Source organism: Pseudoalteromonas maris (assembly GCF_049257235.1).
Classification (GTDB): Bacteria; Pseudomonadota; Gammaproteobacteria; order Enterobacterales; family Alteromonadaceae; genus Pseudoalteromonas.
This window is the reverse complement of sequence record NZ_JBMMUF010000009.1, coordinates 26853-39237: the sequence shown is the minus strand read 5'-3', so window position 1 is coordinate 39237 and position 12385 is coordinate 26853. Positions and strand designations below refer to the sequence as shown.

The following is a 12385-nucleotide window of genomic DNA, read 5'->3' as shown; positions in this document are numbered from 1 at the left end:
CACAAGCAATACCAAAATGCACACAATCACTACAGGATGAATGCAATGACAACACACTATCGTATCTTTGTTATACCTCTTTGCTTATTCGCAGCCATGACAGCCCAAGCAAAAGACATTGGCCTTGGCGTAAAGGCGGGCTCTTTGGGACTTGGCTTAGAGCTTGATTACAGTATCAATGACAATTGGAATATTCGCTTACAGACCAATTCATATGATTATGACGACGATTTTGAAGAAGACGGAATTGAATACACAGGCGAACTGAATTTAAGCACCACTGGTGTACTTGTTGATTGGCGCCCTTGGGGTTCCAGTTTTCGTTTAAGTGGCGGAATATACAACAATAAGAACAGAGTACGAGGTCGAAGTCTCGATATCAGCTCTGGCTCTTATAACATTGGCGATGCTGACTATACTCCGGATTCAAACGACCCGCTCACATTGGATGCACGAGTTGATTTAGGTGACAGTACTGCTGGGTATCTTGGCTTAGGTTGGGGAAACAGCCCAAGTAACGACTCACGGTTATCATTTTCTTTTGAGTTGGGTGTGATATTCAGTGGCAACCCTGAAGTTGATCTGCAAGCAAGTGGGTCTGCATTCGTTTCAGCCAATGGCATGACTGAGCGCTTTAGCCTAACAGATACCAGTGACCCTCTGGTGCAGCAATTTTATGATGAACTAGAGCAAGAACGTCTTAATTTGGAGGATGATGTATCTGATTTTGACATGTACCCGGTTATTTCGTTGGGTGTCGCCTATCAGTTTTAACAAAAAGCCCGCAGAGGCGGGCTTTTTCAAACTTTCTTTTGACTTATAGAATATCTAATAATTCGATGTCAAAGATAAGTGTTGAATAAGGTGCGATTGCAGCACCTGCACCACGCTCACCATATGCTAATGTGTGCGGGATATATAGACGCCATTTTGAACCAGCAGGCATCATTTGCAACGCTTCAGTCCAACCTTTGATCACACCACCCACTGGGAATTCAGCAGGTTGACCACGCTCATATGAGCTGTCGAATGTTGTACCATTGATTAGTGTACCGTGGTAGTGAGTACGAACCGTTGAATCAGCTGTTGGTTTAGCACCTTCGCCTTGTTCAATTACTTCATATTGAAGACCTGATTCAGTCACTGTTACTTCAGCGCGCTTTGCGTTTTCAGCTAAGAAAGCTTCGCCTTCTGCTGCTAATACTTTTGCTTCTTCTTCGCGGCGCTTTTGAATCTCAGCATTGATTGTTTCGAACGCAGCTTGAATCGCAGGGATTTCAATTTGGAAATCAGCGCCAGTGTAAGCATCTTTCATACCTTCAAACACTGAGTTTAAGTTCAAACCTTCAAAAGGATTCGCTTTTAGCTGCTCACCCATTTGCAAGCCAATGCCGTAGCTCGCTTTATCTGCATCAGTTGTAAATTTATCAGACATAACGTCGTCCATATTTAAGTAAATTATAAAGTTCGCGCACAGAGTAACATACTCACCGATGTACGTCAGGCGTCGCAGCAATTAATCCCGTTTTGGCGTGTCTTTTGCTGAGATATTAGCCAGAAAAGCACTGATCTTTGGATTAACCCATGAAAACACCACCAAAGATACAATCAGATATACCCACAACCATTGTTCCATGTCGATGAACCATGGCCAAACCAATACCCCGCAAACGATCACGCCAATGCAGCCAGTGAGTAACGCACATACTGTGGGCACATTTTTTTCATACTTACAGACTAAATTGGCAACCAGTACGTTGAATAATGTGAAGCTCAGAAGCTGACCGAAAACTGATATATCTGCATCAATGACCATAGTGTTGATCACATCAAGACTCACGGCATAGAAAAATGCTAATGCTAGCCAAAAAAACAGACGCATGATTGCTGGCATCGAAATGCTCCCTTCATAGTATTTATATTACGAAAAAACCGCCACGAGGGCGGTTTTTAGAATAAGGTGGCGGAGAGATAGGGATTTGAACCCTAGATACGCTATTAACGTATGCCGGTTTTCAAGACCGGTGCTTTCAACCACTCAGCCATCTCTCCGAAGCGCTGAGAATACTAGTGTTTTTCAGCCTTGATGTAAAGACTCCAGGGTCAAATTAGGCGGTTTAATAATATTGTTTTGGCCTTTTTGCGATAAGGGCACATATTACGCAACCAACAAGCCCTATGCTTGCGAAAATTAAACTTTGTGCCATCAGCTCTGTGCGTTGCTGCTGACTCGCTGGCAATATTAACAACGTGAGTGCTGGCAATACACTCACAGCGAGTATATATGCGGTCACTTTTAGCGCTCTAAGAAAGTCATACCGCTTAGAATACAACATCCACGTTGACACCAGCACAACCACAATTAATGCACTTAACGTGATGTACAAAGGCGCTTGTGTAACCTCAGCTACGTAGGTGGTTATAAGCGCTCCAATTGCTCCCCAAAATGTCCATAAGCCCCAACGCTCTTTTTCTTTTAAGAATAAGTTCCCCATTGATTCTTATCTTCTTTTTATTTTTATGATTACAATTCTGTACATTTCTTACACTAACAAAATTTGTACACATAAAAAACCTTCACATAGAGTAAATTGTGAAAAATAGTAATCTAAATAAAGGAAAGTAGTGGAAGTTTACAGCGCAACCCGAGCAATGGCGCAGGTTGCGAAATATTTAGAATTAAATTGAATTACGAAAAAAATCGCCCGGTTGATGACGTCGTTTTTTAGGGCAATCAAGTGTCGGTGTACCGACATACAAAAACCCCATAATTTCATCTTGCTCAGTTAATCCTAATGCGCGTTTTACGAAAGGAGATTGGGCGTAAGCTCCTGTGCGCCAAATACCAGATAAACCTTGGGCAAAAGCGGCCTGTTGCATGGCGTAGGTTGCACAGGCTGCACTTGCTAGTTGTTCGACACGTGGAACTTTATCGTGTGGCTTGTACTTCATGATACACACTATCACCATTGGCGCGCGGTCTACGAGTGATGCAGCGCGCTGCAGCGCCCTTTCACCCATGTTTTCAGCTTCTGCTGCCTGTAAAAAGATTTGACCCAAATCATCGCGCTTATCATCTTCTAAAACAATAAATTCCCACGGAGCGAGATTTGCATGATCTGGAACTCTCAGCGCCGCGTGCTGCATAAGTTCGAGTTGCTGCAATGTTGGGCCAGGGTACGATAATTGGCTGTCTGATTGCCTGTTTAATAACAGCTCTTTAGCATTCATTTGTAATGATTCACATAGTTGTCAATGTAACAAGGCTATCACAGTAATGCTGAGGTAAAAACTGCCTGATCAGAAGTCCCGTCGCCTTGGTGTCAGGTAGTAATCAAGACTCACATAACGTCCACCACCTACAAACAATAGAGACAGCAGCATGGTGAAGTAAATTGCCGCAAATTCAATACCGTTATTTAGTATTACAATCGGACCTTTTTCGTACAAGTAAGACGTTCTTCCATGTTCATCTACGATTTCTTTAATGGTATCGAGGCGATGTTTGGCCATAATTGAATTGCTTAAACTCTCGCGTCCTCCTTCAATACCAACCCAGTCTAAAACCATCGCGGGGCTGGTCTGGGGATTTGTAGGTGTAATGGCAAACCAGCCATTATGCCAGTGCACAGTGGTTGCAGCTACAACCATGGTAAAAAGCAGTGGTATTGCAATAAGGCGCGTAAACAAACCGACTAAAAGCAGCCACCCACCGGCAAACTCGGTCCACCCTGCTGCAAACGCCAAAAAGTCTGCAAATGGTAGCCCTAACCCCCAATCGCTATTACCAAACCATGACACTATATTGGGATCAGCCAATAGTCTTTGAGTCCAAGGTAAGTCAGCGTTACCGATGTTAAGTTTGCTGTAACCGGCAATGATCATTACCGGAGCAAGAATCAAACGCATGAGTAACGGTGCAAGCCCGTCGAATTGCTGCAAACGAGATATAACTGATTCGTAAAAAGAGGTGGTCCGTGCGTACATAGTGAGTCTACTTTTATCGTTGTTAATTACTGATATAGCACAAAGACCAACAAAACTCAGAAAAGATTTCGCTACCCAAAAAAAGGGAGCAATGCTCCCTATTGTTAACTTATATAGCCCTGGCTACCATTAACGCTTCTTTTATCGCCCTTTTGGCGTCGATTTCCGACGCTAATTTCGCGCCACCAATTACATGGACCGATGCAGCTTTATCTTGAGCTTGTTTGAAATACTCATCATTCGATGTTTGTCCAATACACCCAATGACGGTGTCGACATCCAGTGTTCGCGGTTCGCCATTGACTAAAATGTGTAAGCCATCGGCATCAAAGCGCACATATTGGCACTGCGATATTTGTTCAACGCCTTGCATTTTTGCAACTTGGCGATGTATCCAGCCGGTCGTTTTTCCCAGTGTAGAACCAAAACGCCCTTCACTGCGCTTCAACATATAGAGCTTCTTATCAGTGCGATGTGGTTGAGCCGTTTGCTCTATCCCCCATTGCGTTTTAAAACTCTCGATGCTCTGGTGATGCTCTTCAGTAAGAAACGCCACCATATCAAAGCCTATCCCCCCTGCTCCTAAAATCGCAATTTTTGAACCTAGCTCAACGTCCTTACGGATCACTTCATCATAACGAAAGACTCGCTTGCCATCCGCACATTCAAAGCTTGCTTCTCTGGGAGAAACACCACAGGCAAAAACCACATCATCATAGTCGCCAAGCATAGACTCTTGGTATTGGACACCCGTTTGTAGATTGACGCCTTGTCGTACAACTTCATCACTGAAATATTTCAGCGCTAGTTGGAAGTCTTCTTTACCAGGGATGCGCATTGCTAGATTAAACTGCCCACCTAATGAGTCACTGCGTTCAATTAAGGTCACTTCGTGACCGCGCTGGCGCAGGTAAATACTCGCCGCAAGACCAGCAGGCCCTGCTCCTACGACCAATACGTTTTTGCTCGTTGACGCCTTTTCGATTGCATAATCTAGTTCATATGCAGCAAGAGGATTAACCAGACACGTCGCGCGCTGACCTTTGAACACGTGATCAAGACAGCCTTGGTTACAGCCGATACAAATATTTATTTGGTCTGCGCGTTGCTGCGCGTACTTGTTAAATATCTCAGGATCTGCCAAAAGCGGGCGTGCCATAGAAATCATATCTGCGTCACCCGCATTGAGGATGTCATTGGCGATATCAGGTGTATTGATGCGGTTAACGGCGATTACAGGTTTGTCAGTTGCGTCTTTTAGTCGTTTGGACGCTTCTCTAAATGCACCTGGCGGTACCATAGAAGCAATCGTCGGAACGCGCGCCTCGTGCCAGCCGATACCTGTATTGAATATATCTACACCGGCTTGAGCCAGTGTCTTTGCTTGCTGTGTCACTTCTTCTTTGGTGGAGCCGTCTGGCACAAGGTCCATGACAGACAAGCGGAATACGACAATAAACTCATCAGTCACTGCACCACGCACAGCCTCAACGATTTCTTTTGCAAAACGCATACGGTTTTCATTGCTTCCACCGTATTCGTCTGTACGCTTGTTTGTATGGGGAGCCATAAACTCATTGATAAGGTACCCCTCAGAGCCCATAATTTCGATACCGTCATAGCCAGCCTGTTGGGCTAAACGTGCACTTTTTGCGAAATCTTTAATCGTACTTTTGATCATCGACACAGACATTTCTTTGGGTGCATATGGCGTAATCGGTGATTTGATAGCGCTTGGAGCGCAATTAAACGGATGGTAACCATAGCGCCCGGCATGCAGTATTTGTATGCAGATTTTACCGCCATGCTTGTGCACTGCTTGGGTATATTTACGATGCTTGACCACATCGAAAAGAGAATTAAAGGACGATGCAAAAGGAGACAGCTTACCGCGAGTATTGGGGCTATAGCCGCCGGTGATAATGAGGCCGACTCCGCCTTTCGCTCGTTCTTCATAAAATGCTGCCAAGCGTTTACGATTGTGCCAGCCTTCTTCAAGTCCTGTGTGCATAGAGCCCATCACGAGCCGGTTTCTTATTTCTCCATGCGCTAATTTTAATGCGTTTTCTAGCATGGTCATCCTCTGTGTAATATTCTGGTCATACCTGTTTGAGGTTAACGATTTTTAAACATTCGGGCAAGTCTTATTGGGTGTACTAAACGTAATGTGTAAACACTTAGTTACTTTTTTCTATTTAACCTTAGGGAATGTTTGAGCTAATATGGAAGTCTAACCAGTGTGTACCTAAATTATATTTAGTAAGGGTCTGACTTTGTTTAAAAAAGCAGTAAAAACTACTTGGGATGGGATTAACTTCTCTCGCCGATTAGTGGTCAATATTATCTTTGTCGCCATCGTTATCGCTATTATTTCGTCTATCGCAAGTGATGACGATGAAATAATCGTTCCAACTGGATCAGTGTTGAATCTCAACCTCAACGGCTATTTGGTGGAACAAAAGCGCTACGTAGATCCGTTAGATGCCGCGCTTGCTGAGTCATTAGGTGGCAGTGATGAACCTGCTGAAATTCTAGTCGACGACGTAGTTGATGTTATTAACAACGCAGCAACAGACAGTCGCATCGAAGCCCTATTACTAAACGTTCAAAATCTTGGCAGCGCACATGTAAATAAACTACATGCTGTTGCCCAAGCAATTGAAGCATTCAAAGCCAGCGGTAAAAAGGTTATCGCCAGTGGCTATTACTACACACAGAGTCAATATTACTTAGCAGCCCATGCTGATGAGATTAATCTTCATCCTTATGGTGGTGTATTGCTTGAAGGCTTCGGCGTTTACCCTGTGTATTTCAAAGAGGCACTCGAGAAACTTAAGGTAACACAACATGTTTTCCGTGTTGGTACTTTCAAATCAGCCGTAGAGCCGCTGATCCGCAATGACATGTCAGACGCAGCGAAAGAAGCGAATAAGCAATGGCTCGATCAGCTTTGGCAACAATACAAAACCGAGGTCGCAAAGTTACGCGGTTTCGACATTTCAAATTTTGATGAAACCCTCGACAGCTATCTAGCAAAGCTTGAAACGGTTGATGGTAACAACGCTGATTATGCACTGCAGTATGGATGGGTAGACGAGCTAAAAACGAATCAACAACTTCGTCAACAACTGATCGATTTAGTTGGCAAAGATGAGGAAGGTAAAACCTTCCGTCAAATTAGCTTTGATGATTATTTAGCAAGCTTTAAACCTCCGGTATCTTTCGATAACCCATTAACTGAAAAAGTAGCCGTTGTTGTAGCTAAGGGCACTATCATGGACGGTCATAAGAAAGCTGGGGAAATCGGCGGTGACAGTACTGCTGCCCTACTTCGTCAAGCGCTCAATGACGACACAATCAAAGCTGTAGTGTTGCGTATCGATTCTGGTGGCGGCTCTATGTTCGCATCAGAATTAATTCGTCGCGAAGTTATTGCGCTTAAAGAAGCAGGTAAACCTGTGGTTGCGTCAATGAGTTCAGTAGCAGCATCAGGTGGTTATTGGATTGCCAGTGACGCCAATGAAATATGGGCTTCGCCAAGTACAATCACAGGTTCTATCGGCGTATTTGGTACCATCATGACATTTGAAAACAGTGCTGCGGAGTTAGGTATCTATTCAGATGGTGTAGGCACTACAGAAATGAAAGGCTCTTCCGTGCTGCTTGGCCTTAACGATAAAATGGCTCAAGCAATTCAGATGAGCGTAGAAAACGCCTACAAACGCTTCTTAGAAGTCGTCTCGACGTCACGTAACATGACCATTGAAGAAGTAGATAAAATAGCTCAGGGTCGTGTGTGGATTGCTACTCAGGCTAAAGAGCTAGGACTCATTGATAAACTTGGTACAAAACAAGATGCGATTGAAGCGGCCGCTGAGCTAGCTGGTCTTAACATGTATGACGTAAAACTTATCGAGCAGCCTCTTTCGGCTCAAGATATCTTCGTTCAAAACCTATTCTCTAGCTCTGCAGTACAATCGCTCATTGCTTCAGACAAAGTGAATGACGCAAGCTTCGGTGCAGCACTGCAATTTGACACGCTAGTTGAACAGATGAAGCAACAAGTTACCACCATCAAGAGCTTTAATGACCCTGAAGGAATTTATATTCGTTGTCTTGTTTGTGACGTAACGAACTAATTTAGGTGAATAAATTGCCTGACAATTTTTAGCACTCACCTGAGTCGATGTTATACTAGCCCGATAGACACTATCGGGCTTTTTTTATGAAACGTAAACGTATCTACATCGCCTACACGGGCGGTACAATTGGTATGAAAAAATCAAGCCAAGGCTTTGTGCCTGTGGCTGGCTACTTGACCGAAACGGTTAAAAACAGTGCGGAGTTTAACCGTGATGAAATGCCGTTATTTGATATTGAAGAATACTGCCCACTCATTGACTCTTCAGACATGTCTCCTGCTCATTGGCAAATGATAGCGGACGATATTAAAGCTAAGTACCATGATTACGACGGTTTTGTGGTACTTCATGGCACAGACACCATGGCTTATACCGCCTCAGCGCTGTCTTTTATGTTTGAGAATTTAACTAAGCCAGTAATAGTCACAGGCTCACAGATCCCGCTGTCCCAATTACGCTCCGATGGCCAAGTGAACTTGCTAAACGCAATGTATTTAGCAGCCAATTACCCTATCGCTGAAGTCAGTTTGTTCTTTAACAATCAATTATTTCGCGGAAATCGCGCAACCAAAATCCACGCTGATGGTTTTAATGCCTTTGATTCACCAAATTTAGCGCCGCTGGCGAAGGCTGGCATAAATATAAATCTCATTGAAGGACAATTGAGTCCGTATATCGATAACGACCTCCAAGTTGCTAGGATCACGCCACAAGCGATTGCGGTTCTACACCTATACCCTGGAATAAGCGCTGATGTTGTGAGCTCTATCATCAATGACGACATTAAAGCGCTGATACTATTGAGCTTTGGTGTGGGTAATGCACCTCAAAACCATGAGTTTCTTGGGCTATTGGAACAGGCCAACGAGCGCGACATTATCATTATCAACCTAACCCAGTGCTTGCAAGGGCAAGTCAATATGGGGGGATACGCAACAGGCAACGCATTATTAAATGTGGGTGTGATCAGCGGGTTTGATATGACTCTTGAGGCGTGCCTTACAAAACTGCACTATTTACTCAGTAAGCGCCACTCTACACAAACCATTCGTCATCTTATGCAAGACAATCTGCGCGGCGAGTTAACGCGCTAAGTCACGTCAATTTAAAAAAAATGCCGCTAAATAGCGGCATTTTTTCAATCTGAAGATAATTAACGTACTTTTGCGTCTATCTCTGCAAGGTCCGTCAAATGGCATACTTCGCCGCTGTGTGTCTTAATGCCGTGCTCACCGAAGTAGTCACGTTGCGCTTGAACTAAATGACCATTACTTGGCGTGCTCAGTGTTGCTAAATAGTTTTGTGTGGCACTTAGCACAGGGAACGCAAGACCTGTAGTAACCGCAGCTCCCGTGATACGACGAAGTGCTTTGACTTGGCCATCAAGCGTGTCGATAAACTCTACACCCTGAGCGATTTGGTCAAGGTAGTCAGCACGAATGATACAACCTGCACGCCATGTTTGTAGCGTTTTAGACAAATCAACCTTCCATTGATGCGCGCGTGAAGCACCTTTGATTAGTGCCAGACCTTGGCGGTAACACAACAAGCTCGCGATGTGGAACGCATCTTTTAGTTCATCCAGATTTACGTCGATGCTATCGGTTGCAATTGGCGCGTAGGTCATCTCTTTCGCCGCATGAGTGTCGCCGGTGTTGGTTAAATGACGAGCTTGTACGGCAGCAACCAATGATGGAACAGCAATACCAAGCTCTAGTGCATTCTGCGCAGTCCACAGACCTGTACCTTTAGCACCTACTTTGTTATCAATTAAATCAACTAGAGGCTGCCCTTCATGCGTATCTAACTTAAGAATGTGGCTTGAGATAGCGAGTAGGTAACTATTGAGCTCACCTTCACCCCATGAGTCAAAAATCGCTGCGATTTCTTTCGGTGACTTACCTGCGCCCAGACGAAGTAAATGATATACCTCAGCGATGAGCTGCATCAGAGCGTACTCAATGCCGTTGTGAACCATTTTCACAAAGTGACCACTGGCTGATTGACCTACACGGGCAAAGCAAGACTCACCATTGTAGTTAGCAGCGACTTTTTCCATTGACGATTCAATACGCTCCCAACCACCTTCTGAACCACTTGCCATCATTGCTGGGCCGTGACGCGCACCTTCTGCCCCGCCAGAGATCCCCATAGTGGCAAATTCAAATTTATTCTGGTACTTGAGCTTGCGAGCAATGCCGTCTTTGTAGTTACTGTTACCACAATCAACGATGATATCGTCTTTACTCACACCGGCATCGATAAGGTCTTGGCAAACGCGGTCTACCAACTCACCTGCAGGAACAAGCAATAAAATTGAACGAGGCGCTTCTAAACGACGCACCATATCGTGAAGATCAGAAACTATGTGCAAGCGCTCTGCCGTTCCTTGTGATTTGGCGCAGCTTAGTAATTCTTCACCAGCATCTGGGTTTTTATCATAAGCAACTAGGGTTAGCCCTTTTTCGATTAAGTTCAGCGCAAGGTTCTTGCCCATCACTCCCAGACCTACTAATGCAACTTGCATCAAGTTTCCTCCTCGGTAAAAACGTATAGTGTGGCTGTTAAAGCCTTATTACGGCGGGCATTATAGGCGAAACAACTCACCATTCAATCCCCGCTTGGGAATTATATCAAATTAATAGGAAAACTTTGGACAAAGATCTCATCGCTTGCTTACTAAGCGCATTGACTGCACCTGACACCGGTGTCATAATGTTCGAATATTGTTAACTATAATAAGCACTAGCAAGCTTGGGGTCTTTTTATTATAAGTTTGCTACCATGCTAAAAGCATTCACGCCTACGGGAGATACGCATGTTAAGACGTACAAAGATAGTCGCAACACTTGGTCCAGCTACCGACAGAGATAACAATTTAGAAAAAATAATCCGTGCAGGCGCCAATGTTGTGCGTCTCAACTTTTCACATGGTACGCCTAGTGACCACCAAAAGCGTGCTGATGATGTTCGCGAAATTGCCCAGCGACTTGGCGTTCACGTAGCGATTCTAGCTGATCTACAAGGCCCAAAAATCCGTGTATCAACCTTCAAAGAAGGTAAAGTCAATCTCGCAGTGGGGGCAAAGTTCACGCTAGATGCTGAATTAGGTTTAGGCGAAGGCGACGTTAATGCGGTTGGTATTGATTATAAAGAACTTCCAAACGACGTAAAACATGGCGACCTACTGCTTCTAAACGACGGTCTAATTCAACTTACCGTTGATAAAGTTGAAGGCAAGAAGGTACATTGTGAAGTGACCGTTGGTGGCATCCTTTCAAACAATAAGGGCATTAACCGCTTAGGTGGTGGTTTAACCGCTCCCGCTTTCACAGACAAAGATAAAGAAGATTTAATCACTGCTACTAACATCGGCGTAGACTACATTGCAGTGTCATTCCCGCGCTCTGGCGAAGACATGCGTTACGTTCGTTCGTTAGCTGAAAAAGCAGGTTCCAAAGCGCAACTACTGGCAAAAATCGAACGTGCAGAAGCTGTAGAGACTGTTGAAGCAATTGATGACATTATCCTTGCGTCTGACGCGGTAATGGTTGCCCGTGGTGATCTGGGTGTTGAGATTGGTGATGCTGCACTTGTTGGCAAACAAAAAACCATCATCAGCCGTGCTCGTTCGCTTAATCGTGTTGTTATCACTGCAACACAAATGATGGAATCGATGATTGATAACCCAATGCCAACGCGTGCAGAGGTAATGGACGTTGCTAACGCCGTTCTTGATGGTACAGACGCTGTGATGCTTTCTGCTGAAACAGCCGCTGGTGATTATCCTGAGCAAACAGTGGCAACCATGGCACGTGTATGTGTTGGTGCAGAGTCACAAAAAGAGACACATATTTCAAAGCACCGTTTAGACAGCATGTTTGCTGACAATGCGGAAACCATCGCGCTATCAGCGATGTACGCGGCCAACCATTTAGGTACGGTAAAAGCGATTGTGGCACTGACAGAATCGGGCAATACGTCAAAGCTCATGTCACGTATCTCGTCGGGATTACCAATATACTCGCTTGCACGCCACAGCCAAACATTAGGCCAAACAGCCCTATACCGCGGTGTATATCCGGTTTATTTCGACTCGACTAAATACCAAAAAGATTTTATTGCCTCAGAAGCGTTGGCACGACTGGTTGAACTGGGTGAATTGAACTCAGGCGACACGGTTATTTTGACTCAAGGCGATATGATGGAAACGGTTGGTGCAACAAACACCTTGAAAATTCTTACTATTCAATAAA

General features: G+C 44.5%; 11 protein-coding genes and 1 tRNA gene. 4 read left to right on the top strand and 8 right to left on the bottom strand.

All coding sequences use genetic code 11. From position 1 onward, the window contains the following. Positions 1 to 45 precede the first annotated feature (45 nt). On the top strand, positions 46 to 774 hold the full coding sequence (locus AAEU32_RS12550) for a hypothetical protein (RefSeq protein ID WP_421970875.1): 729 nt from the start codon (positions 46 to 48) through the stop codon (positions 772 to 774). 43 nt (positions 775 to 817) lie between these two features. On the opposite strand, the gene bamJ is transcribed toward AAEU32_RS12550, so the two are convergent. From bamJ to AAEU32_RS12515, 7 genes are all read right to left on the bottom strand, one after another. Continuing rightward, positions 818 to 1435 carry a BamJ family beta-barrel-assembly machinery protein gene (gene bamJ, locus AAEU32_RS12545; protein WP_421970874.1) on the bottom strand — a complete coding sequence of 206 codons (618 nt, stop codon included), beginning with the start codon at positions 1433 to 1435 and terminating at the stop codon, positions 818 to 820. Positions 1436 to 1516: 81 nt separating this feature from the next. Beyond that, positions 1517 to 1894, bottom strand: coding sequence for a hypothetical protein (locus AAEU32_RS12540; RefSeq protein ID WP_421970873.1), 378 nt, complete (start codon positions 1892 to 1894; stop codon positions 1517 to 1519). Between the two features lie 67 nt (positions 1895 to 1961). Then, positions 1962 to 2052, bottom strand: a tRNA-Ser gene (locus tag AAEU32_RS12535). A 65-nt stretch (positions 2053 to 2117) separates the two neighbouring features. Beyond that, positions 2118 to 2495, bottom strand: a complete 378-nt coding sequence (locus AAEU32_RS12530) for a hypothetical protein (RefSeq protein ID WP_421970872.1) — start codon at positions 2493 to 2495, stop codon at positions 2118 to 2120. A gap of 184 nt (positions 2496 to 2679) precedes the next feature. After that, positions 2680 to 3231: an NAD(P)H nitroreductase gene (locus AAEU32_RS12525; protein ID WP_421970871.1), complete on the bottom strand. Its 552-nt coding sequence runs from the start codon at positions 3229 to 3231 to the stop codon at positions 2680 to 2682. A gap of 69 nt (positions 3232 to 3300) precedes the next feature. Next, positions 3301 to 3987 carry an HvfX family Cu-binding RiPP maturation protein gene (locus AAEU32_RS12520; protein ID WP_421970870.1) on the bottom strand — a complete coding sequence of 229 codons (687 nt, stop codon included), beginning with the start codon at positions 3985 to 3987 and terminating at the stop codon, positions 3301 to 3303. A 109-nt stretch (positions 3988 to 4096) separates the two neighbouring features. Continuing rightward, positions 4097 to 6061: an oxidoreductase gene (locus AAEU32_RS12515; protein ID WP_421970869.1), complete on the bottom strand. Its 1965-nt coding sequence runs from the start codon at positions 6059 to 6061 to the stop codon at positions 4097 to 4099. A 199-nt stretch (positions 6062 to 6260) separates the two neighbouring features. Between AAEU32_RS12515 and sppA the strand changes: the two genes are divergently transcribed. Continuing rightward, a complete protein-coding gene (gene sppA, locus AAEU32_RS12510; RefSeq protein WP_421970868.1) occupies positions 6261 to 8126 on the top strand; it encodes a signal peptide peptidase SppA in 1866 nt (621 codons plus the stop codon). 86 nt (positions 8127 to 8212) lie between these two features. Then, positions 8213 to 9223 carry an asparaginase gene (gene ansA / locus AAEU32_RS12505; RefSeq protein ID WP_421970867.1) on the top strand — a complete coding sequence of 337 codons (1011 nt, stop codon included), beginning with the start codon at positions 8213 to 8215 and terminating at the stop codon, positions 9221 to 9223. A gap of 59 nt (positions 9224 to 9282) precedes the next feature. Here the strand turns inward: ansA and gnd are convergent, their stop codons facing one another. Then, entirely contained in the window at positions 9283 to 10656 is a 1374-nt protein-coding gene (gene gnd, locus AAEU32_RS12500; RefSeq protein ID WP_421970866.1) for an NADP-dependent phosphogluconate dehydrogenase, read from the bottom strand. A gap of 291 nt (positions 10657 to 10947) precedes the next feature. On the opposite strand from gnd, the gene pyk reads away from it, so the two are divergent. Further along, complete coding sequence (gene pyk / locus AAEU32_RS12495; RefSeq protein WP_421970865.1) at positions 10948 to 12384, top strand: pyruvate kinase; 1437 nt, start codon at positions 10948 to 10950, stop codon at positions 12382 to 12384. Position 12385: the final 1 nt, after the last annotated feature.

What these genes read in the sequence shown, in the direction of transcription:
- AAEU32_RS12550 (WP_421970875.1), top strand. Translation starts at nt 46, where the DNA reads ATGACAACACACTATCGTATCTTTGTTATACCTCTTTGCTTATTCGCA.
- bamJ (WP_421970874.1), bottom strand. Translation starts at nt 1,435, where the DNA reads ATGTCTGATAAATTTACAACTGATGCAGATAAAGCGAGCTACGGCATT.
- AAEU32_RS12540 (WP_421970873.1), bottom strand. Translation starts at nt 1,894, where the DNA reads ATGCCAGCAATCATGCGTCTGTTTTTTTGGCTAGCATTAGCATTTTTC.
- AAEU32_RS12530 (WP_421970872.1), bottom strand. Translation starts at nt 2,495, where the DNA reads ATGGGGAACTTATTCTTAAAAGAAAAAGAGCGTTGGGGCTTATGGACA.
- AAEU32_RS12525 (WP_421970871.1), bottom strand. Translation starts at nt 3,231, where the DNA reads ATGAATGCTAAAGAGCTGTTATTAAACAGGCAATCAGACAGCCAATTA.
- AAEU32_RS12520 (WP_421970870.1), bottom strand. Translation starts at nt 3,987, where the DNA reads ATGTACGCACGGACCACCTCTTTTTACGAATCAGTTATATCTCGTTTG.
- AAEU32_RS12515 (WP_421970869.1), bottom strand. Translation starts at nt 6,061, where the DNA reads ATGCTAGAAAACGCATTAAAATTAGCGCATGGAGAAATAAGAAACCGG.
- ansA (WP_421970867.1), top strand. Translation starts at nt 8,213, where the DNA reads ATGAAACGTAAACGTATCTACATCGCCTACACGGGCGGTACAATTGGT.
- gnd (WP_421970866.1), bottom strand. Translation starts at nt 10,656, where the DNA reads ATGCAAGTTGCATTAGTAGGTCTGGGAGTGATGGGCAAGAACCTTGCG.
- pyk (WP_421970865.1), top strand. Translation starts at nt 10,948, where the DNA reads ATGTTAAGACGTACAAAGATAGTCGCAACACTTGGTCCAGCTACCGAC.